This is a genomic window from Pseudomonas sp. S32, from assembly GCF_016648095.1.
GTDB lineage: Bacteria > Pseudomonadota > Gammaproteobacteria > Pseudomonadales > Pseudomonadaceae > Aquipseudomonas > Aquipseudomonas parafulva.
On record NZ_JACVVF010000015.1, the window covers coordinates 77,393 to 99,650 of the forward strand.

Below are 22,258 nucleotides of genomic sequence, written 5' to 3' on the forward strand. Positions count from 1 at the left end.
CGAAGCGCTGCTACCGTGGAATTGCACTCCTCAAATACACAGCTAGGTGCTCTGCCCATTATTGGTTAGGTGGGGTTCATGGAGCGCTTACTTTCTTTTTCTGTCTTCTTGCACTCTTAGGTATCTCCAGGGTGCTCACGTTGACTGTGCGCTCACTTATTTAACTACTGAGCCGCTTTGCATCCAGCCGCCTATATTCTTATTCGAAAATCGCAAAAAAATTAAGTATCACCCAAGTATTTAAATTACCCACATCCCTCCCGATACCACTACCCCATCAGGAAGCGGTCAAGAGGGATCCGCTAAGTGGGTGCTCCCTTGTCAGGGAAAACTTAAAATATGGATGATCGGCAATACCTTCCGCACTGTATTCGCTCCCGTAATGGTTGGACATAGGCTGAAAACTATGATTGACGCCACCTAACAACAATCCGAGCGGACAACAGCAAACGTCCTTACAATTTTAACCCGCAGGCATAATCTCTTGCTTACCCAAAGTTTCCGCAATAGAAATATCGTAAAAGCTAGCGATAATTTCGTGAAAATTACCACGCGACTGTAGGCTTTTATGAAGCTTTTTGACATACTTCGCGGTGACATCAGACTTCAGCGAAAAATCATCGTTGAAATGAGAAATCCCCAGCTTCAGCAACTCTGGAAGATTTTTTCCGTGCTGCTTGATCAACGACTCAAACGCGGAGTTTTTTCCAAGATAGGCATTTGTGGTTGCTAGGAAAAACAACTCATAAAGACTCCGGTCATCACCAGATACTTCCACCACTTCCAACACCCCCTCACCAATAGCATCTTCAAAATAGTTATAGCCATAGGTATGGCTCATCCCATGCGCCAAGAGATATATGAGCTGGACCGGAGGTAGACTTGACAGCGGATTCTTCCCTTGAAGTGCATCGTCCAGAATTCTAGCTGCAAGTCTAAAGCTGCCGCTCAACCCTTCTTGGATGACTTTATAGGGAGTCAGGTGCCCAGCCAAAAGATATTGCCCGGTTTGAAAGACTTTAACAATTTCTTGCTGCGGAGTAAGATTAGCTACCCCAAAAATTTCCCGCATCAAGTCTGGACAGTCCCGTTTCAGACCAACCAAGAAAAAGTAAACCGTACACCAATATGGATCAAAGACCCTGTCATGAACCAGAGCCGCATTCTCACGCAGCATTTTTTTGGCTGAGAAATATTCGGCAAATGTCCTATGCTTAAATGATAGCGCTAGATTTCTGTTGTTATATTTAAAAACCTCCCTCTTAGCCAGAAACTTATCAAATATAATAGCAGGATCCATTTTCAGGTTTCTCTCTGCTATGTAGCGCTCAAAGAACCCAAGAACTTCACGAGATGAAACATCGCTGAGCCCGTTCTCGATTACATATGCTCCAAGATCCATACAAACGCTATCAATCACCTCGTACTCTTTTTGGGATTGTAGTCCTTTACTCATATCCCATCGCCCTAAAACCAATTCACAATACTTAGAGTAGAGTTCAGTCATAGTAGATGGAAGCTCTGCAGGGTCCTCCTTAACTATCCTCGCCAGTAAAATCGCAGAGATTGGCGTTTTGGGCAAATGCCTGAACAAGGCGGACCTTTCCATGCCGGCAGTAAGCCGTTCGAGAGCGACCGGATTATCGCAAGCCTTCTCAATAAAGGTTAAAAGTTGCTTTGTGGTTAGAGGAATAAGCTGGAATCGAGAAAAAAATCTGTCAATTTCATTTTTTTCTTTCAGGTCTTCGATTGGACGACTGGTAACTACTACTTTAACATTGTTTTTTGACCTAACATTTGAACTAATAGCGCGAAGGCGATCTTGGCGAGCTTCCTCGCTAAGCGGAACTTCATCAAGCCCATCGATAAAGATAACGTAAGTATGCTTTTCAGGATCAGTTTGAGACTCATCAACAACCTTGGCAATTATTTTATCAACATCGCCGTGATAAGCTTCCAGATAATCTTTGAAAGTCATACCCACTGGAATAACTTTCTCGTTATTGATTATGGCAGGCTCAGTCATGCGCTCAATTGCCCGCTTTACAAGATTGGACTTCCCCGCCCCCATAAATCCTTCGAGGAAAATAGCTTTTTCGTTTTTAATAGCATCATGAATTGTAGATTGGAGGTCTTTACTTTTTCTTCCCTGATCAGGCCTTACTTTTCTTCCGACGCGAACAACTCGCTGCTCAATATTAATATCTTCCTGAAATTCCAAAATTGCCGAGTTTCTAGTTAGCCCTTCAGAAAAACTGCGAAGCTTCCTTATGTATTCCCCAAGACTGATGCTGATATCAGTCCAGTACTCAGCGTAAAACCTATCAATAAGCCCCGCAATTTTCTCTCCATCGAAGAAAATAATTTTGGTCTGCTTAAATTTATGATGAATCTTTTGCTGAGCATGCTCGGTAATGGCGTCATTTGTGATTATCCATATCTCGCTTAGAAATATCTTTTTCTTACCATTATCGAATGTGCGCTCCATGCCGCACTCATCAATTTGTCGCTCTATATCTTGAAAATCAAGTTTGATTTTTCCAATCTTAACAATGACGCCGACGTAGGTAGTGATATCTACAACATCATCGACTTTTTCCAATACAAAATCCGCCCCCTTTTCACCAGGCCCTTGGTTATATTCTAAATTCCTGATGTATGGCAACCTATGCAATAATACCCGTAGCAGCGGATGAAAATCTTGCACTTCTCGCTCAAGCTTTTTGAGCCGATTTAATTTTTGTACGTCCATGCGAAGGGGGCCTTTTTTAATGAAAATGCCTTTTACCGTGATGGCGCATTGGTGGCCATATGCAATCATATCGCAACTCCGTAGCAGCTTGAAAGGCTCTCCGCACTTAACCATGACTGTATATATGTACAGCCAAAAAACATTCCAACCTCTCCCGGCTTAATTTTAGTCGCGCCCCAAACTAAATGCTGGGGAGCGCGCACTTAACGAGTAAACAGCAGGGTTGCTGACTCAGCGCGATCACTCAGTCAATTGGCGATCCGAATACCCATGTTTTTTGCAATCGGCTAACCAGCAACCGCACGGTCAGCAAGTAGTAGTAACGCGTTGCCTCGCTGCGGTTACCGAGGCGATGATCGAGAAACCAAGCCACATGCTTTCTCTGCCAACCCCAAGGAGTTTCAAGCTGCCAGCGCTTTGTAATCTCAGCCTGGATGATTTTCGCCTGTCGTACATGACGTTGCTGGGTTGCGTGCGACCCCGTCAGCACTCCAGTCAAGAACAGTTCCATGTCGAATTGCTTACTCATGTCCGCCCTCCGACGTAGGCAGCGACCACATTGATCCGACCGTGCCCCAGCTCGTAGTTGATTTGCTCCCGGGCCTCACGATCAAGGTTCCTGTTTACCTGGCAACATTGGCCGCCGTTGATAGGCGCGCTATGTTGGGTGATTTGCTCATATCGCTCACATGCGTATGCCGCTCGTAGCTCATGGAAGCCTTTCAGGTTGTGTGCATGCAGGATGTCTCGCGCAGGGCGGATGATTTCTTGCAGGACATTCAGGTAGGCTTGGTGGGGTGCGATCAGGTTGCGGCTACCCACAGGCGACACTTGCCTTGCAAACTCAATGGCACCTCGAACATGCTCGTCCACCGCAATCCAACGTGGCGCCGAGGCGCCGGCGCGGCCGCCTTTAGAGCCGTCTTGGATATTGATCTTGTCGAAGACTTCAGCTTCACGGCTCAGCCGTGGCAAGTCGGCTCGGATCGCCTCACGCAAGCGCATGCCGGTGGCTCGCGCCAACAGAGCGATTGCAGCGGCCCGTTGCTGATGATTGCGGCAAAGCGCATTGACGATCTCATTAACCTGATCGCGGTCTTGGCCTTGCGGAGCCGATTGGCGGACTCCGGTGCGCTGCATTCCCAACGCCTTGCTCGGACTGGGCAATTTCACACACTGATCACCGCGCAGCGCCGCCATTGTCCTGTTAACGCTGGATAGGCGGTTTTGTGCGGTGCTGACAGCAAGGTCACCGCGCCTTACCACGTCACGCAGGTACGCCGCATAGTCCGCCAATACCTTCCGATCAATCTGCCGCGCATCATTGATACCGGCCCCTTGTTCGGAGCGGCACCATCTGACGAATGCCTGCCACCGATCACAGTGTGCCTTCACCGTGCCGTAGTGGCCGCCGCCGAACATGTCTTTCAACGCCTGCGGCCCTGCATAGCTCAGTTGCCTGCCGTAGCCGAAATTGCGGCCATCCCGCCTACCTACCAATGCCATGTCGATCACCTCATCGCCTGTTCTCCGACCCTCGCCCCACGTCATCCCGCCAAGAATGCTGAGTGTTATCAGGGATCAAGGCCCCTGCGACCTGTGGGGAATGTCCTGTACGCGGGACTGGCGGCTCCTTACAACCCGGAGCAAGGGCATCTCATGATCTGGCCTCCTGAACACCGTTGCCGATGGGCGGGTAGAGGCAGTGCTGGCTGACTAAACAAGCGCCTGAAGATCCTGAGCCGGTTGAACGCAGCAATGCGATGACCGGGGCATGCCTGACTGTCAGTCAGGTGCAGTCCATTCCGTGGTCTGCGGCACCATCATCTACAGCGCTGTTGCTGGTGACATCGGCGTTTGTCACGCCGATTGTCACGATGGGGATTGCCGCAGAGCCTTGTGCGATCAGGGCTGCAGCAGCGTTAGAAGTGCCCGTCTCTTTCCAGAAGAAAGAGACGGGCACAGGTTGGCGCAAAAATTTGGCCAAGCGGATAGGTTGCTGCAGGGCAGCGAGGTACGGAGTATCTGGCGCACGAGCGCTATGTGTGAAAGAGCATTCATCACATGGGCAGTGACCGGGCGAGCTGCCGAATGCTAATCGCCCTTGGGAAGAACCACCGCGTGAGCGGCGTGACCTTGAAGGTTCGGGTCACCTGGGATGCTGTCATCGACAGCGCTTGCACGGCCAGTTCTACGCCTGTGGATAAACCCGGTCAAGGGCCCCAATTCAGCGCTACTTGGGACCTGAAAAGCGGTTATCCACGGGTGGAATTCCGTGGTAAATCCCGGACAACGTCGTGGCTTTTAGCTCTTCAAAGTGAGGTCCATCCAAACAGGGCGGCTTTGCAGCCCTGTTTGGATGGACCCGCCTGAAAGAGCAGCCAGCGCCAATCTTGCAGGCTCACCCGCGATTGAATGCGCCATGGCCATTTGGCAAGGCGGTGACGTTATCGCCTACCGGGTGGGCAAACTCATGCGGGGTGACATGGCCCGATCTGTTGGCATCGATGTAGTGACTCCACCACGCCATGATCAACCGACGTTGCTCCAGAAATTGGGCCTTGTGGATGTATGCAGCACGCACGCGGTTACGCTCCTGATGGCTCATCTGCCGCTCAATCGCCGCGTCCGTCCACAGCCCCGATTCAAGCAAGGCACTACAAGCCATGGTCCTGAAGCCATGCCCGCACATGTCCCTCGTGGTGTCGTACCCCATATTGCGCAGCACCTGGTTAACCGTATTCTCCGACAAGGGTTTCCAGTACCTGTGGTCACCGGGCAACACCAGTTCAGAGAACCGATTCAAGCTGCGTAGCTGTTCAAGGATTTCGATGACTTGAGGCGACAGCGGCACTATCTGGATGTCCCCACTCATCTTGGTCCCACGCGTGGAATAGCGGACGCCTTCAATCGGCTTGCGAGTATCGGGGATCTCCCACATTGCACGTTGCAGGTCGAAGTCATCCCATCGTGCAAAGCGCAGTTCGCTGGAGCGCACGAACTTATGCAGCGCCAGCAGCACTGCGAGTCGAGTCAGCTCGCGACCGGTGTAGTTGTCGATTCGGCTCAAAAACTCAGGAAGACGGTTCAGCGAGAGTGAAGGACGATGCACGGTGCGCGGCGCTTGAATCGAGCCCGCCAGATCGAGCGCCGGATTTTGAGTGATCTGCCGCGCCCGCTTCGCGCCCCGCATGATCGTGGAGAGATAGTTCTGCACACGCAGCGCTACATCCATGGTGCCGCGATCCTTGATCCGCTGGGTGACCTCAAGCAGATCATGGGTGTCGAGTTCAGCGATAGGCCGCTGACCAATCAGTGGAAACACATGGGTGCGCAACCTGCTCAGCACCGTCTTGGCGTGGCCCTCGGTCCAGCGCCGGGACATTTCGACGTGCCACTCCAGGGCAACGGTTTCAAAGAGAAGGCTCGCCCGCTGGGCTGCGATCTTGGCCTTCTGCTTTTCTTCCATCGGATCAAGGTTGTCGAGCAACAGGGCCTTGGCCTCATCGCGCTTGGCCCTCGCAACGGCCAACGAAACGATGGGGTACTTGCCGATGATCAGCGTGCCCTCCTTGCCGTTGGGTTTGAAATACCGCAGCCGCCAAGTCTTCGAGCCACAGGGCGTGACGTACAGCTACATGCCCCCGCCGTCGAACAGTTTGTAAGCGCGATCATACGGCTTGGCCGTGCGGAATTTGAGGTCGCTGAGCGAAGTGGCTAGGCGTGGCATAGGGGTACGTTCTCCATGCAGGAAAGACGCTGTACCCCAAAAATACCCCCGGTTATTGGGGCTTTTGTTGGTTCCCGACGGAGGGTCGTGGAAACAAAAAACCGGCCAGAAGGCCGGTTTAGAGGGCTTCCAAAGCATTCAGCGGAATGCAGTGGAGCTGGATGTGGTGCCGGAGACAGGAATCGAACCTGCGACCTTCGCGTTACGAGTGCGCTGCTCTACCGACTGAGCTACACCGGCGTGTAGCGCAACGTACCACCGCCGCACCCGTTACGCAAACCTCTGTTTCCGCTGGCTTATTCCCCTGCCCTTACGGCGCCTTGCACCCTTTGGGCGCCAGCTCTTCTTCGATGTCGGTACTGCACGCCCAACCACTGGCAGAACGGGTCAGCGTCAGGGCCTTGCCCAGCACATTGGCCGGGGCATCGACCAGGGTGCAGACGATGCTGGCGCTGGCGTCTGCGGCCTTGCCGCTGGCGGTAATGGCGCAGTGTGCGGTGGTGGGTTGGCCGCCCAGGCTGGCGACGTCGGTGACGTCGCGGCCGTCGTTCAGCCGCAGGTCCATCGGGGTTTTGAGCGCGCTGATTTCCAGCAGGCCGGCGGCGGCCTTGGAGCGGGCTTGGTGGTTGGTGTACATCGGTAAGGCGATGGTCGCCAGAATGCCGATGATCGCGACAACGATCATCAGTTCGATCAGGGTGATACCGCGTTGCCCTTTCATGAACAGTTTCCTTTTCGATACGCATGCACTAGAAAGCCGGCGCGCCCCACCGGCAGCGGCGCAGTAGGCCTGAACAGACACCTTTTGTCACCCCTGCCTGCGTGGGCTTCGCCATCGCTGATCTACTCTAGTGAGCATCACGGACGCGCGCCCTTCCATGGACGGGGCAAGCTGTTTCCAGGCTTGTCCCACGGGCAGAAAAGGCCTTTTTATGAACGCAACAACACAGCGCTATACCTGGCGTGGCACGGATGCCCACGGCACGCCGGTCACTGGGCAAACGGCGGGGCGCAGCCCTGCCTATGTGCGGGCGGGGCTTATCCGCCAAGGCATCAATGTGGTGAGTCTGCGGCCTGCTGGCGGGCTGGTGCTGGGGTTGCCCAAGCGGCAGGCGAAGGCGGACCCGGCGGGTTTCAGCCGGCAACTGGCGACGTTGCTCAAGGCCGGCGTGCCGCTGCTGCAGGCACTGGAGGTGATGGGCCGCAGTGGTTGCGATGCGGGGCAGGCGCAGTTGCTGGGTAAATTGAAACAGGATTTGCACGCGGGGCTTGGGCTGGCGGATGCACTGCAGCGTCACCCGGGATGGTTCGATGCGCTGTACTGCAACTTGGTGCGGGTGGGTGAGCAGTCCGGCACGCTCGACCGGCAACTGGAACAGCTTGCCGGCATGCTGGAGCAGCGGCGGGCGCTGCAGAAGAAGGTGCGTAAGGCGATGATCTACCCGTTGTTGTTGTTGCTGACGGGGCTGGGGGTGTCGGCGGTGTTGTTGCTGGAGGTGATTCCGCAGTTCGAGTCTTTGTTCGCAGGCATGAATACAGCGTTACCTGCGTTCACGCAATTTGTGATCGACCTGGCGGCGGGGTTTGGGCGGCATGCACCCTGGCTGCTGTTGGTGGCAGTGGGGCTGGGTGTGGCTTTGCGGCAGCTGTATAGGCGGCATCTGCCGGTGCGCTTGTGGTGGGCGCAGAGGGCGCTGCAGGTGCCTGTATTCGGGGCGCTGCTGGGGCAGGCGGCCCTGGCGCGGTTTGCGCGCAGCCTGGCGACATCGTACACGGCGGGCGTGCCGTTGCTGGATGCGCTGGGCACGGTGGCCAGAGTGTGCGGCGGTGAGCTGCACGAGCGGGCGGTGCTACGGCTGCGTCAGGATATGGCAAATGGGCTGGGGCTGCATCGGGCGATGGCTGGGGAGGTGTTGTTCCCGCCGTTGCTGGTGCAGTTGACGGCTATCGGCGAATCCAGCGGCACGCTGGACCAGATGCTGGACAAGGCCGCCAGCCATTATGAAGAACAGGTCAGCCAGACGCTGGACCAGATGACCAGCCTGCTGGAACCCGCCATCGTGCTGGTGCTGGGGGTGCTGGTCGGTGGCCTGGTGGTGGCCATGTACCTGCCGATTTTTCAGCTGGGTAGTTTGATCTGACGATGACTGTGTGGAACTTGCTGGCGATGCAGCCGGCGTACTTCATTACCCTGGTGGCCCTGCTTGGCTTGTTGGCGGGTAGCTTCCTGAACGTTCTGGTGCACCGCCTGCCGATCATGCTGGAGCGGCAGTGGCGGCGTGAAGCGCAAGTGGTGTTGAACCTGCCGGTTACGCTTTACCAGCGTTTCGACCTGTGCCTGCCGGCCTCGCACTGCCCGGGGTGCGGGCAGCGTATTCGGGCGTGGCAGAATATTCCGCTGCTCAGTTACCTGGCATTGGGTGGGCGCTGCGGGGCCTGCAAGGCCAGCATCAGCCTGCGCTACCCGTTGGTTGAAGCGGCCTGCGCGTTGTTGTCGCTGGCGGTGGCGTGGCGCTTTGGGCCCTCGGCCCAGGCTTTGATGGCATTGCTGCTGACCTGGTGCCTGCTGGCGCTGAGCCTGATCGACGCCAGGCACCAGCTGCTACCGGATGTGCTGGTGCTGCCAATGTTGTGGCTGGGGCTGATCGTGAACTGCGCCGGGCTCTATGTGCCGCTCTCCGATGCGCTGTGGGGTGCGGTGGCGGGGTACTTGAGCCTGTGGGCCGTGTACTGGGCGTTCAAGTTGCTCACCAACAAAGAGGGCATGGGCTTTGGCGACTTCAAGCTGATGGCGCTGATTGGGGCCTGGGGCGGGTGGCAGGTACTGCCGTTGACGTTGCTGTTGTCGTCGGTGGTGGGTGCGGTGGTTGGCCTGTGCCTGGTGGGTTTGCGCAGGCATGCACTGGGTACGCCCATCCCCTTTGGGCCTTATCTGGCCATCGCGGGGTGGATTGCTGTGCTCTGGGGTGATGAAATACACCTCTCCTACATGCAACTGCTTGGATACCGATGACCACTGCGGCCTTCACCCCCTGGATTCTTGGCCTTACCGGCGGTATTGGCAGCGGCAAGAGCGCGGCTGCCGAACGCTTTGTCGAGCTGGGGGTGCACCTGGTTGATGCCGACCAGGCGGCGCGCTGGGTGGTGGAGCCCGGCCGCCCTGCCCTGGCCAGCATCGTCGAGCACTTCGGGCCCGGCGTGTTGCAGGCAGACGGGCAACTGGACCGCGCCGCGCTGCGGCAGCTGATTTTTGCCGACCCGGTACAGCGCAAATGGCTGGAGCAGCTGCTGCACCCGCTGATCGGGCAGGAGATTTTCAGTTACCTGGCCAAGGGGCAATCGCCCTATGCGGTGTACGTATCACCTTTGCTGATCGAGTCGGGGCAGTATCAGAAAACCCAGCGGGTGTTGGTGATCGATGCACCGCACCACCTGCAGGTGTCCCGCACCCTGGCCCGCGACAACACCAGCGCCGAGCAGGTGCAGGCCATTCTCAAGGCGCAACTGAGCCGGGAGGATCGCCTGCGCCATGCCGACGATGTGGTGGTGAACGACGGCGACCTGGCCGCGCTGCACGAGCAGATTGACCGCCTGCACCATTTTTACCTGACTTTACGAGGAGGCCAGCCATGAGCCAGCCAATGACCGTGGATTGCCCAACCTGTGGCGCACCTGTGGAATGGAATGAGAAAAGCGCCTTTAGGCCGTTTTGCTCGGACCGATGCAAACTGATCGACCTGGGGGCCTGGGCTTCGGAGGAACACAAGATCCCGGGGGCAGAAGAGTCGGAAGATGAGCTGTATTCCGGCGACCTGGAGCCACGCCACTAACCCCATCCTGATACTCAGCGGTCCTCTTCCTTCCACGGCGCCTGCAAATAGCGGGTGCGGTTGAAGGTTTCCAACCACTCCGGGCAGAACACCACCAGCGCACTGATAATGGTGCCGTTGATAAATGCCTCTGGGAACATCATCAACCACAAGAAGCCGGCAAAGTCGCTGAGCCACTCGGGCATGGCGAAAATCCCGTCCAGCCACAACACACCCAACGCAGCGGCCAGGCAGGCGACCACCGTCAAGGCTGCCGGGAAAAACCCGGAACAGAAGATATACACGAACAGGTTCTTGGGTTGGGCGCGCTCTACCCACAGGGCGCAGGCCTCGGTAATCAACACCGGCAGGCCCACCAGCAGCAGGCCGTTTACCCCTAGCGCCGCCAGGTCCTGCCGCCCCAGCGCCAGCAGGCCTAGCTGGGCCATGAACCCGCCCACCACCGCCAGCGGCCAGTCCAGTATCAGTGTCACGGCCGTCATGCCAATGAAGTGGTACGACACGCCGGTATCGAAATCACGCCGCACCAACCACAAGGCAAACAGGCAGACCACTGTGCCAAACAGCAGGTGCTGGCGGCGCCGGTCGGTTACCAGCTCTACCCAGTACACCCGGCTCGCAGCCCACACCAGCAATGGCACATAACCGAGCCAACCCAGTGTCAGGGTGGTACCGGACAAAACGTGTGCGCTGATCACCTGCCAAATACCCCTGAAAAAATTATGGACAAACCTGAGTCTACACCCATTCCACGCCTGCCCAGGCGACCGGCCCCGGCCAAACCGATTTCTGCGCACAAACAGCATCTTATCGTCATCGAATAGCAGCTAAGCTAGCTACATGGATGACTCAGACTACCTGCGCCTGCTTACCATCCAGGCCGAACAAGCCAACGCCTTTCTTTCCAATGCACGCAAATGGGAGCGTGAGCGTTGGGTGTGCCAGCGCCTTTTGCAGGGCCTGAACATCCCCTACCGCACTGACGACTTCACCCCCGCCGGGCAGGAGCCACCTGACGTATTGTTCCGTGATGCGGCGTTCGAGGTGTTTTTCGTACTGGACGAGGGGCGCCGGCTGAACGATGAATGGCGTGAAGAGCTGCAACGCCGGCGCAGTGCATTTTCCCTGGCGCAACTGGTACGCCGCGAAGCCAGGCCCCGGCGTATCAGTGCCACCGAGCTGTTGGGGCGGCTGGCGCCCACGTTGCGCAAGAAGGCGCACAACTACCGCGAGCGCGGGCTTGAGCTGAACGAGTTGGACATCATTGCCTTCGCCAGCCTCAAGCGGGAAGTGCTGGACCTGAACACGCACTTTCCGCCCCCCACCGAATACCTGCGCCAGGGCTGGCGCTCGCTGTCGCTGGTGGGGCCGACCTTTGCCCGGGTGCTGTTCGCCCACCCCGATGCACCGGATTTTCTGCGCGGCAACCTGGGCCGCAGCATCGTGTTCGATGTGGGTATCAGCCTTTGATCCTGTGCCGCCGCTGATCAGGATGCCGTACACTCGGCGGCCAAGATAGAAAGCATTATCATTTGTTTCATGCGCCTGCACGAACACTGTAGCGTTTGCGCAGTCACAAACGTCTATCTGACGAGGCCCACCATGACCAGCCGCCTGAACCCTGAAGATCAGCGTCGCGTCGATGAATACCTGCAAGCCCCGCAACACCAGGTGCAGCGCCGGCCTTTTCGGCCATGGTTGCTGCTGGTGGTGGTGCTGGCAGTGACCATCGGGTTGGGCCTTGTCAGCCGCCTGCTGAGTGGACTGGTGCTATGAGCTGCCTGGCGCTCGCCCTCCCCTCGTGCACGGTGCGGCCGGCCCATTGGGCCAAGAATTCCGTAAACCTTATGAGATACCCCCATGACTCATCGCATCGTGATTGTCGGCGGCGGCGCCGGCGGCCTGGAACTGGCGACCCGCTTGGGTAAAACCCTGGGCAAGCGCAAGCAGGCCTACATCACCCTGGTGGACGCCAACCTCACGCACATCTGGAAGCCCCTGCTGCACGAAGTGGCGGCCGGCTCGCTGAACTCCTCGGAAGACGAGCTGAACTACGTGGCCCAGGCCAAGTGGAACCACTTCAATTTCCAGCTGGGCCGCATGAGCGGCTTGGACCGTGAGGGCAAGCAGATCCAGCTGGCCGCTACCCTCGATGAAGAGGGCCGTGAACTGCTGCCGGCCCGTACGCTGGGCTACGACACTCTGGTGATTGCCGTGGGGTCCAACACCAACGACTTCGGCACCCTGGGCGCGGCGCAGCACTGCCTGTTCCTGGATACCCGCAAGCAGGCCGAGCGCTTCCACCAGCAACTGCTCAACCACTACCTGCGCGCTCACGCCGGGGATGTGGCCAGCGAAAAAATCAGCGTTGCTATCGTCGGGGCCGGCGCCACGGGTGTGGAACTGGCCGCCGAACTGCACCATGCCGCCCACGAGCTGGCAGCCTATGGCCTGGACCGCATCCAGCCCAAGGACATGCACATCACCCTGATCGAGGCCGGCCCGCGCGTGCTGCCGGCGCTGCCCGAGCGCATCAGCGTGCCGGTGCACCAGACCCTGGAAAAACTGGGGGTCAAGGTGATGACCAATGCGGCGGTGAGCGAGGTGACGGGCGACTGCCTGAAGACTAAGGACGGCGAAGTGATCCAGGCCAGCCTGAAGGTATGGGCGGCGGGCATTCGTGCACCGGGCTTCCTCAAGGACATCGACGGGCTGGAGACCAACCGCATCAACCAGCTGGTGGTGCGCCCTACCCTGCAGACTACCCGCGACGACGATATCTTTGCCTTCGGCGACTGCGCCGCCTGCCCGCAGCCTGGCACCGACCGCAATGTGCCGCCACGTGCACAGGCCGCGCACCAGCAGGCGTCGATGCTGGCGCAAAGCATCAAGGCAAGGCTGGAGAACAAACCGCTGCCGACCTATGCATACAAGGACTACGGCTCGCTGGTCTCGCTGTCACGCTTTTCGGCAGTGGGCAACCTCATGGGTAACCTGATGGGCAGTGTGAAGCTGGAAGGCTGGCTGGCGCGCATGTTCTATGTGTCGCTGTACCGCATGCACCAGATGGCCCTGTACGGGTTTTTCCGCACGGCACTGATGATGCTGGGCAGCAAGATTGGCCGGGGTACAGAGCCGCGGTTGAAGCTGCACTGACCCCAGCTGCACCTGCCCGGTGGTGCCCATTCAGCCGTCGTTAAGCGATGCGTTGTTGGCAGCCGCCGGGCCACGCAGCAGTAACAACAGGCACCAACCAGCCGTTGCCAGCAGCACCACGCTGGTAACGCCGAACACAAACCGCAGGCCCAGTGAGCCAGCCGCAAAGCCGCCCAGCACCGGGCCGGCGACCTGGCCCAGGTATTGGGCCGAGGTGGAATAGCCCAGCATCTTGCCCACCCTGTTGGCGCCGACGTTCTGCCGGATGACAGCCGACACACAGGGGATCAACCCGCCCAATGCCAAGCCCATGGCCAGGCGCAACAGGATCAGTTGCCAGGCCTGGGTGACCAGCGCCTGGGGAATCAACAGCAACCCGGCGATGCCCAGGCATACCACCACCACCTTCAACGCCCCGACGCGGTCGGCCAGCTTGCCCAGCCTGGGTGCCGAGATGATGCTGCCCAGCGCCGAGGCTGCCATGCACAACCCCGCCAGCCAGGTGACAGACTGCGCGCCCACGTCCAGGCTGCGGATATACAGCGTGACGATCGGCTCGATCGACATGTTGGCCATCATCAGGATCATGGCAACGAACAGCATGGTGAAGACGACAGACATGTCTGGCCGGGGCGCAGGCGCGCTGTCGGCCCGGGCCTTGTCGGCTTTGCTCTGACGGGGTGGCGAGGTAATGAACAGGCACGTCGCCAGGAAGTTGAAGAAGATCAGCCCGCTGGCGCCCAGGAAGATGGTGCGGATATCCATGACGGTCGGCAGAATGCCGCCGAGCAGCGGCCCCACCAACCCACCGGCCATGATGCCCGACGAGAGCATGCCAAGCGCCCAGCCGGAGCGCTCTTTCGGCGTTTGCGCCGCCACCAGCACGTACGACCCCGAGGTATAACCACCGGCAAGGCCGACCAGCAAGCGCAATACCACCAACTGCTCCACAGTCTGCGCCATGCCAATCAGCGCCATGCTGACAACCATGCCGAAACTGGCCCGGATCAGGTTTTGCCGGCTGCCGTAGCGGTCTGCCAGGTGCCCCCACAACGGCGCTACCAACGCGGCGCTAAAAAAGGTCGCGGCATAGGCGATGCCTGACCAGCGGGCAATATCTGCATCGCCCGTGGCACCTAGATGTTCCACGTACACCGGCAGAAACGGTAGCAGCACGGTCATGGCAACGATATTGACGAACGATCCAAAAAAACAGATTGCCAAGTTACGTTGCCACTGCATTACTGCGCTCCTGCGAAGGGTGTTGGGGAAGCAGCCTCAAGAGGGCATGGAAACCCTCAACACCCATTGCAGCAGTTGCGCATCAGCCACGTCCAGTTAAAAACACGGCCTAGCACCCGGCCTGAACAATTTCCTCGGCAGCCAGGCGGCCCAGGTACGGCGCCAGGATGACCCCGGGGTGGGCTATCAGCGCATACACCCCATGCGCGCCCGGCAAGTAACCCCGCACGGGTTCGCCCCCTTGGGTCATTGGCCGCCGGCAGATGCTGACGGCACGCAGCGACAGCCCAGAGGTGCCGATGAACATGCGCTTGATCGCCTCGGCGGTGTGTTCGGCAAGGGCCGGCAAGCCTGCCTCGCCTTCTGCAGGGGCATCTTCCGCGCAGGCCACACCACCTTCCAGCGCCGGGCGCAGTTCCAGGCCATTGCCGTAGACCAGGTGCCTCACCACACCCGCAGGCGCCGAGAAGCGCATCAACACTGCAGGCTTGGTGAGGATGGGCAATTGAAATGCCTGCTGCCCGGCCAGGCCAATGGCCGCATCGGCATTGGCCAATACCACGGTGTGTGCGGCGAAGCGTTCACCTGCACACAGTGCTGCCGTGACACGCCCGTTGTTCATCTCCAGCCCATCAACGCAACGGCCATACAGCACCTGCGCACCCGCTTGCTTGGCGCCATGGAGCAACTGGCGGGTCAGCGCGACGGGCTCGACCGCAAAATCGTCTGGGGCCCAGGCGGCCAGCCTGGGTGGGGTTACCAGGCAGGGCTCCAGGGCACTGGCCTGCTGGGCATCCAAGGGGTGCAGCCGCACACCCGCGGCCTGCTGCTGGTCGATCAGGCAAGCGGTTTGCTCGTCGTTGTCTAGCCATACCAGCGCCCCACGGGCAGCGACAGGCAAAGGCCCGAGGTCGAGTGCCAGGCGGCGGAAGTCGGCGATGGCCTGCAGCGTTGCGTTAAGCGCAACCGGGTTTTCAGAGGCAGAGGCGCTGGCAGTACCCACCCAGCCATACGACCACCGGGTAACACCTGCTGCGGGCCTGGCCCCCTGCTCCAACACCGTGACCCTGGCCCCCAGCCTGGCCAGGTGCCAGGCAACGGAGGCCCCCATGATGCCCGCGCCTACAACCACGACGCTTGATGTATTGGCTACCATGCCAAATCGTCCTTATACCGCCCAGTGACACGAGGCAGGATAGCGGATTTACGGCACAACCAAGGGTTTGGAAAAATCGAGACAAAAGAAAAAGGGCATCTCATTTGAGATGCCCTTTTTACATGGTGGGTCGTGTAGGATTCGAACCTACGACCAATTGGTTAAAAGCCAACTGCTCTACCAACTGAGCTAACGACCCTGAAAATGGTCGGGGTGAGGGGATTCGAACTCCTGACATCCTGCTCCCAAAGCAGGCGCGCTACCGGACTGCGCTACACCCCGAGATTGGCTCCGCGACCTGGACTCGAACCAGGGACCCAATGATTAACAGTCATTTGCTCTACCGACTGAGCTATCGCGGAACTGAACTTCGGTACAACTTTACAACTTTTTTGCTACTTCGAAGCTTGTGTTAGCTTCGGTCTCTTTGGCTATCCGCTTTCGCGTTGTCGCTGCTGAGGCCGGCTATTCTACAGTCTTCGTTTTGCTTGTCAACCACTTTTTTTCATTCAACTTACTGATTTGTAAGTTGTTTTGCGGTCACCGGTGTTGCTGGTGATTCGCTTAGTGCCTGACAACGCGGCGTATATTAGGGGCACTCTAAAATTGATGCAAGCAAAAATTTCAAAATTTTCAGCAAGTTAACAAACCCGCCCGGAAATGCCCGATTTTACTGGGGTTGTGCCGGCGGCATCGCGGGCAAACCCGCCCCCACAGGTACTGCACAGCTCGGGGAGATGGCACTATCACCCAAAAAAAACCCCGCCGAAGCGGGGCTTTCAAACGGGGTAATCAGCTGAAGACGATCTCGTCGCCTTCCACCTTGGCGGTAATCGCCGTCCCGGGGATGAACTTGCCGGCCAGGATCAGCTGCGCCAAGGGGTTTTCGATCCAGCGCTGAATCGCACGCTTCAACGGCCGTGCGCCATACACCGGGTCGTAACCGACCGCAATCAACTTGTCCAACGCCTCTGGGCTCAGGCTCAGCGACAGCTCGCGCTCCAGCAGGCGGCTGCGCAGGCGGCCCAGCTGGATCTCGGTAATGCCGGCGATCTGCTCGCGGCCCAGCGGTTCGAACACCACCACCTCGTCGATACGGTTGATGAACTCGGGGCGGAAGTGCGCCCCTACTGCATCCATCACCGCCGCACGCTGGGCTTCACGGTCGCCGACCAGTTCCTGGATCTGTGCAGAGCCCAGGTTGGAGGTCATTACAATGACCGTGTTGCGGAAGTCCACGGTGCGGCCATGGCTGTCCGTCAGGCGGCCATCTTCCAGCACCTGCAACAGCACGTTGAACACATCAGGGTGCGCCTTCTCCACTTCGTCCAGCAGCACCACCGAGTAAGGCTTGCGCCGTACGGCTTCGGTCAGGTAGCCGCCCTCTTCATAGCCCACATAGCCTGGTGGGGCGCCGATCAGGCGAGCCACGGAGTGTTTCTCCATGAACTCGGACATGTCGATGCGCACCATGGCCTCTTCGGTGTCGAAAAGGAACTCGGCCAAGGCCTTGCACAGCTCGGTCTTGCCCACACCGGTAGGGCCAAGGAACAGGAATGAACCACTTGGCCGGTTGGGGTCGGACAACCCTGCGCGGGAACGGCGCACGGCGTTGGCCACCGCGGTAACCGCCTCGCCTTGCCCAATCACACGCTGGTGGAGCAAGTCTTCCATCTTCAGCAGCTTCTCGCGCTCGCCCTCCAGCATCTTCGACACAGGAATGCCGGTCCACTTGGAAACAACTTCAGCAATTTCTTCCTCGGTGACCTTGTTACGCAGCAACTGGTTATCGGTTTTGCCGTGCTGGTCGACCATCTGCAGGCTGCGCTCCAGGTCCGGGATTACCCCGTACTGCAGCTCGGCCATGCGGCTGAGGTCACCTTTGCGGCGTGCGGCTTCCAGCTCCTGGCGGGCCTGCTCGATCTTTTGCTGAATCTGCGCCGAACCCTGCACTTCGGCTTTTTCCGATGCCCAGATCTCTTCCAGGTCGGAATATTCGCGCTCAAGCCGCTCGATTTCTTCGGTCAGCTTTTCCAGGCGCTTCTTCGCAGCCTCGTCTTCTTCCTTCTTCAGCGCCTGGGATTCAACCTTCAGCTGAATAAGGCGACGGTCCAGGCGGTCGAGCACTTCCGGCTTGGAGTCGATTTCCATACGGATGCGGCTGGCCGCCTCGTCGATCAGGTCGATGGCCTTGTCGGGCAACTGGCGGTCGGTGATGTAGCGGTGGCTGAGCTTGGCGGCGGCGATGATTGCACCGTCAGTGATGGCGACCTTGTGGTGCACTTCATAGCGCTCTTTAAGGCCACGCAGAATCGCAATGGTGTCTTCCTCGCTGGGCTCTTCCACCAGTACTTTCTGGAAGCGGCGCTCCAGGGCTGCGTCTTTCTCGATGAACTGGCGGTACTCGTTCAGCGTGGTAGCGCCCACGCAGTGCAGTTCACCACGGGCCAATGCGGGTTTCAGCATATTGCCGGCGTCCATGGCGCCCTCGCCTTTACCGGCACCGACCATGGTGTGCAGCTCATCGATGAACAGGATTACCTGCCCTTCCTGTTTGGACAGCTCGTTCAGCAGGCCTTTCAGGCGCTCTTCGAACTCGCCCCGGTATTTGGCACCGGCGATCAACGCGCCCATGTCCAGCGCCAGCAGGCGCTTGCCTTTCAGGCCATCGGGCACTTCGCCGTTGATGATGCGCTGGGCCAGGCCCTCGGCGATGGCCGTTTTGCCCACGCCGGGCTCACCAATCAGCACAGGGTTGTTCTTGGTGCGACGCTGCAGCACCTGTACCGTGCGTCGGATTTCGTCGTCACGGCCGATCACCGGGTCCAGCTTGCCCTCTTCGGCACGCTTGGTCAGGTCGACGGTGTATTTGTCCAGGGCCTGGCGGGACTCTTCGGCATTGGCGTCGTTGACGGCAGCGCCGCCGCGCAGGTTATTGATGGCGTTTTCCAGGGCTTTCTTGCTCACGCCCTGGCTCAGCAGCAGCTTGCCGAGCTTGCTGTTCTCATCCATGGCCGCCAGCACCACCAGCTCGCTGGAGATGAACTGGTCGCCTTTCTGCTGGGCCAGGCGGTCGGCCTGGTTGAGCAGGCGCGCCAGGTCCTGGGACATGTTCACGTCGCCAGTGGGGTTCTGGATTTTCGGCAGCTGGTCGAGTTCTTTTACCAGCGCCTGGCGCAGGCTGTGGATATCGAAGCCCACCTGCATCAGCAGTGGCTTGATGGAGCCGCCCTGCTGCTCGAGCAGTGCCTGCAACAGGTGCACGGGCTCGATGGCCGGGTGGTCCATGCCAACGGCGAGGGATTGCGCATCGGATATTGCAAGCTGCAGCTTGCTGGTCAAACGGTCTATTCGCATGGGTTACCTTCCTTTAAAAGGGCAGGTCGGAGCGATGGACAGCGCCTGTTATGAAGAAACCTGCCTGAGATGCCTTATAGATAAGGCTGATTCTGGAAGATTCAAGCTTAGCGGGGTTGACCGAAGTCATTGGGATGGATTAGTGCAGGCGATGAAGCCAGAGCGGTTAGCGCTGACCGAGCCAGACCAGCGATGCAAAACGCCCACCTTGCGGTGTACGGCGGTAAGAGAAGAACCGCTCATCACTGACGGTACACAGCCCGCCGCCATAAACAGCCGTTACACCGCTGGCTGCCAGGCGAATACGCGCCAGCTCATAGATGTCGGCCATCAACTTGCCAGGCCGCGCGCCCTCGACGAAGGCACGCGCTGCTTCGGGGTGCACGGCGGTGAAAGCATCGCGCACTTCCAGCCCCACTTCGAACGCTTGCGGGCCGATAGCCGGGCCCAACCACACCAGCACCTCTTCAGGCGCCAGGGCCAGGCGTTGCAGCGTGGCTTCCAGCACGCCACCTGCCAGCCCGCGCCAGCCGGCATGGGCTGCGGCCACACGGGTACCGGCGCGGTCGCAAAACAGCGCAGGCAGGCAATCGGCGGTCATGACCGTGCAAGCGATACCGGGCTGGTGTGTCCAGCTGGCGTCCGCTTCGGCTACCGCAGTGGGGTCGGCGTCGGCGACCACCAGCCCGTGCACCTGTTTGAGCCAGGCTGGCTGAATGGCGAACTCACAGCTCAGGCGACGACGGTTCTCGGCGACCGCAACAGGGTCATCCCCCACGTGGTCGCCCAGGTTGAGCGTGTCGTAAGGCGGCAGGCTGATACCGCCCCGACGAGTGGTGACGCAGGCGCGAACCGAGGCTGGCGCGGGCCAGTCAGGTATCAGCAGCGTCTGCGTCAGCTCGCTCATCCGATGAAGCTCTCGCGGTCCTGGTTCAGCAAGGACAGCAACCACACAAAGTCGTCCGGCAGCGGCGATTCCCACTCCATGCGTTCACCGGTGGTCGGGTGGTGCAGCGCCAAAAAGCGTGCATGCAGCGCCTGGCGCGGGAAGGTTTTCACGGCCTCGACCATGGTCGGGCTGGCAGCCGGCGGAATGCGGAAGCGCCCGCCGTAGGTCTGGTCACCCACCAGGGGGAACCCGACGTGGGCCATGTGCACACGGATCTGGTGGGTACGCCCGGTTTCCAGCTTCACCCGCACATGGGTGTGCGAGCGGAAGCGCTTGAGCACCCGGTAATGGCTGACCGCAGGCTTGCCGCCGTCGGTTACTGCCATGCGCTGGCGCATGCCGCCGTGGCGGCCGATGGGGGCATCGATCTTGCCACCTGCGGTTACCACACCGACCACGATGCATTCGTAGATCCGGCTGACCGAGCGCTTTTGCAGCTGGTCGACCAGGTTGGTCTGCGCCTGCAGGGTCTTGGCCACCACCATCAGCCCCGTGGTGTCTTTGTCCAGGCGGTGAACGATACCGGCACGGGGCACGTTGATGATGTCTGGCACATGGTGCAGCAGGGCATTGAGCAAGGTACCGCTGGCATGCCCGGCAGCCGGGTGCACTACCAGACCGGCGGGTTTGTTGATGACCATGATCTGGTCGTCTTCATAGACGATGTCGAGTGCGATGTCCTCGGCTTCCCACTCGCCCTGGGCTTCCTGTTCGGCCTCAAGGGCCAGAACGGCGCCACCATGGACGGTGTCACGCGGGCGCAGGACAGCGCCATCGACCGTCAGACGGCCTTCTTTGATCCACGAAGTCAGCCGCGAGCGCGAATACTCGTCGAACAATTGGGCGGCGACCTGGTCGAGGCGTTGACCGCCCAGTTCGGACGGTACCTCTGCGCTAAGTTGAATGATCTCGGACATGCTCGATTCGGCGGGCGCACAGCCTTTGGTTTCGGCTGCGAGCTTGTGGTTAAATACGGCTTCTTTTGTCCCGGGGTTGGCCGGGGCGCTCATCATAACAGGACGGCCCCGCCCAAGACAGCGGCCGTCAAAGGGACGCAAGCCGCCATGCAAGTGAAACACCTGCTGCTGATCGCCATCCTCGGGCTCACCGCGGCCTGTTCCTCTAACAAGGAAGTCATCGACGAGAACCTCAGCGAGGCCGAGCTGTATCAGCAGGCCCAGGCTGACCTCGACAATTCCAGCTACACCAGCGCCGTGAACAAGCTCAAGGCCCTGGAGTCGCGCTACCCGTTCGGCCGTTATGCCGACCAGGCGCAGCTCGAGCTGATCTACGCCAACTACAAGAACGCCGAGCCGGAGGCTGCCAAGTCGGCTGCAGAGCGGTTCATTCGCCTGCACCCGCAGCACCCGAACGTGGACTACGCCTACTACCTCAAGGGCCTGACCTCGTTCGACCAGGACCGCGGCCTGCTGGCGCGCTTCCTGCCGCTGGACATGACCAAGCGTGACCCGGGTGCCGCCCGCGACTCGTACAACGAGTTCGCCCAGCTGACCAGCCGCTTCCCCAACAGCCGCTACGCGCCGGACGCCAAGCAGCGCATGATCTACCTGCGCAACCTGCTGGCCTCGTACGAAATCCATGTGGCTGACTACTACCTGAGCCGCCAGGCTTACGTGGCAGCGGCCAACCGTGGCCGTTACGTGGTCGAGAACTTCCAGGAAACCCCTTCGGTTGGCGATGGCCTGGCAGTGATGGTGGAGTCGTACCAGAAGATGCACCTGGACGACCTGGCCGCCACCAGCCTGGAAACCCTCAAGCTCAACTACCCCGACCACCCGAGCCTGGCCGATGGCGAGTTCCAGCCCAAGCAGACCGAGTCTGACGGCCGCGGCTGGCTGTCCAAGGCCACGTTGGGCCTGATCGAAACCGACACGCCGCTGCCGCCAGGCGAAACCCGCGCCAACCAGGACGTGGTCAAGCAGTTCCAGGACGCGCGCGACGAAATCCCGAAAGAGCTGTTGCCCAAGGACGAGAACGGCGACCCGATCGAGCCGCAAGGGCCGAAGGAAGCCGAGAAGGATCGTTCGTGGTTCAGCTACATGACCTTCGGCATGTTTGACTGATC

The 22,258-nt window shown here is 59.3% G+C and carries 18 protein-coding genes, 4 tRNA genes and 1 pseudogene; 8 read left to right on the plus strand and 15 right to left on the minus strand.

From position 1 onward, the window contains the following. Positions 1-463 precede the first annotated feature (463 nt). The 6 genes and pseudogenes from IAE38_RS10865 to IAE38_RS10890 form a co-directional block, all read right to left on the minus strand. Positions 464-2,821 carry an NACHT domain-containing protein gene (locus tag IAE38_RS10865; protein WP_201217561.1) on the minus strand — a complete coding sequence of 786 codons (2,358 nt, stop codon included), beginning with the start codon at positions 2,819-2,821 and terminating at the stop codon, positions 464-466. Between the two features lie 175 nt (positions 2,822-2,996). After that, entirely contained in the window at positions 2,997-3,281 is a 285-nt protein-coding gene (locus tag IAE38_RS10870; protein WP_201217562.1) for a hypothetical protein, read from the minus strand. Further along, entirely contained in the window at positions 3,278-4,258 is a 981-nt protein-coding gene (locus tag IAE38_RS10875) for an integrase domain-containing protein (protein WP_201217564.1), read from the minus strand. Before IAE38_RS10875 ends, IAE38_RS10870 begins: the two co-directional genes overlap by 4 nt. Positions 4,259-5,153: 895 nt before the next feature. Further along, positions 5,154-6,482: pseudogene (locus IAE38_RS10880) on the minus strand (tyrosine-type recombinase/integrase). A 164-nt stretch (positions 6,483-6,646) separates the two neighbouring features. Then, a tRNA-Thr gene (locus tag IAE38_RS10885) sits at positions 6,647-6,722 on the minus strand. 70 nt (positions 6,723-6,792) lie between these two features. Beyond that, positions 6,793-7,203 (minus strand): pilin, encoded by a 411-nt coding sequence (locus IAE38_RS10890; protein WP_201217566.1) that lies wholly within the window; start codon positions 7,201-7,203, stop codon positions 6,793-6,795. A 211-nt stretch (positions 7,204-7,414) separates the two neighbouring features. On the opposite strand from IAE38_RS10890, the gene IAE38_RS10895 reads away from it, so the two are divergent. From IAE38_RS10895 to yacG, 4 genes are read left to right on the plus strand one after another with little or no spacing between them, the layout of a single operon-like run. Continuing rightward, positions 7,415-8,623 (plus strand): type II secretion system F family protein, encoded by a 1,209-nt coding sequence (locus IAE38_RS10895; protein ID WP_201217567.1) that lies wholly within the window; start codon positions 7,415-7,417, stop codon positions 8,621-8,623. A 2-nt stretch (positions 8,624-8,625) separates the two neighbouring features. Then, entirely contained in the window at positions 8,626-9,495 is an 870-nt protein-coding gene (locus IAE38_RS10900; protein WP_201217569.1) for a prepilin peptidase, read from the plus strand. Continuing rightward, positions 9,492-10,115, plus strand: coding sequence for a dephospho-CoA kinase (gene coaE / locus IAE38_RS10905; RefSeq protein ID WP_028631768.1), 624 nt, complete (start codon positions 9,492-9,494; stop codon positions 10,113-10,115). The genes IAE38_RS10900 and coaE overlap by 4 nt, the downstream gene beginning before the upstream one ends. Further along, positions 10,112-10,312 (plus strand): DNA gyrase inhibitor YacG, encoded by a 201-nt coding sequence (gene yacG, locus IAE38_RS10910; RefSeq protein ID WP_028631769.1) that lies wholly within the window; start codon positions 10,112-10,114, stop codon positions 10,310-10,312. Before coaE ends, yacG begins: the two co-directional genes overlap by 4 nt. A gap of 14 nt (positions 10,313-10,326) precedes the next feature. On the opposite strand, the gene IAE38_RS10915 is transcribed toward yacG, so the two are convergent. Next, entirely contained in the window at positions 10,327-11,010 is a 684-nt protein-coding gene (locus tag IAE38_RS10915; protein ID WP_328822890.1) for an energy-coupling factor ABC transporter permease, read from the minus strand. Between the two features lie 142 nt (positions 11,011-11,152). On the opposite strand from IAE38_RS10915, the gene IAE38_RS10920 reads away from it, so the two are divergent. The 3 genes from IAE38_RS10920 (at position 11,153) to IAE38_RS10930 (ending at position 13,468) form a co-directional block, all read left to right on the plus strand. Then, entirely contained in the window at positions 11,153-11,782 is a 630-nt protein-coding gene (locus IAE38_RS10920; RefSeq protein WP_028631771.1) for a DUF1780 domain-containing protein, read from the plus strand. A gap of 132 nt (positions 11,783-11,914) precedes the next feature. Beyond that, a complete protein-coding gene (locus IAE38_RS10925; protein ID WP_033727895.1) occupies positions 11,915-12,088 on the plus strand; it encodes a DUF3094 family protein in 174 nt (57 codons plus the stop codon). A gap of 84 nt (positions 12,089-12,172) precedes the next feature. Beyond that, the gene (locus tag IAE38_RS10930) at positions 12,173-13,468 is read left to right on the plus strand and encodes an NAD(P)/FAD-dependent oxidoreductase (RefSeq protein WP_028631772.1); all 1,296 of its coding nucleotides are present in this window, start codon (positions 12,173-12,175) and stop codon (positions 13,466-13,468) included. Between the two features lie 30 nt (positions 13,469-13,498). On the opposite strand, the gene IAE38_RS10935 is transcribed toward IAE38_RS10930, so the two are convergent. From IAE38_RS10935 to rluD, 8 genes are all read right to left on the minus strand, one after another. Then, a complete protein-coding gene (locus IAE38_RS10935) occupies positions 13,499-14,710 on the minus strand; it encodes an MFS transporter (RefSeq protein ID WP_201217572.1) in 1,212 nt (403 codons plus the stop codon). Positions 14,711-14,819: 109 nt separating this feature from the next. Next, a complete protein-coding gene (locus IAE38_RS10940; RefSeq protein WP_201163544.1) occupies positions 14,820-15,866 on the minus strand; it encodes an NAD(P)/FAD-dependent oxidoreductase in 1,047 nt (348 codons plus the stop codon). A 123-nt stretch (positions 15,867-15,989) separates the two neighbouring features. Next, a tRNA-Lys gene (locus IAE38_RS10945) sits at positions 15,990-16,065 on the minus strand. Between the two features lie 6 nt (positions 16,066-16,071). Next, positions 16,072-16,148, minus strand: a tRNA-Pro gene (locus IAE38_RS10950). 4 nt (positions 16,149-16,152) lie between these two features. Beyond that, positions 16,153-16,228: transfer RNA gene (locus IAE38_RS10955), tRNA-Asn, on the minus strand. Positions 16,229-16,658: 430 nt separating this feature from the next. Next, positions 16,659-19,223, minus strand: a complete 2,565-nt coding sequence (gene clpB, locus IAE38_RS10960; protein WP_028631774.1) for an ATP-dependent chaperone ClpB — start codon at positions 19,221-19,223, stop codon at positions 16,659-16,661. Positions 19,224-19,389: 166 nt separating this feature from the next. Then, positions 19,390-20,130 carry a peptidoglycan editing factor PgeF gene (gene pgeF, locus IAE38_RS10965; protein ID WP_201163543.1) on the minus strand — a complete coding sequence of 247 codons (741 nt, stop codon included), beginning with the start codon at positions 20,128-20,130 and terminating at the stop codon, positions 19,390-19,392. Then, positions 20,127-21,089 carry a 23S rRNA pseudouridine(1911/1915/1917) synthase RluD gene (gene rluD / locus IAE38_RS10970; protein WP_028631776.1) on the minus strand — a complete coding sequence of 321 codons (963 nt, stop codon included), beginning with the start codon at positions 21,087-21,089 and terminating at the stop codon, positions 20,127-20,129. Before rluD ends, pgeF begins: the two co-directional genes overlap by 4 nt. Positions 21,090-21,236: 147 nt before the next feature. On the opposite strand from rluD, the gene IAE38_RS10975 reads away from it, so the two are divergent. Then, a complete protein-coding gene (locus IAE38_RS10975; protein WP_028631777.1) occupies positions 21,237-22,256 on the plus strand; it encodes an outer membrane protein assembly factor BamD in 1,020 nt (339 codons plus the stop codon). Positions 22,257-22,258 lie beyond the last annotated feature (2 nt).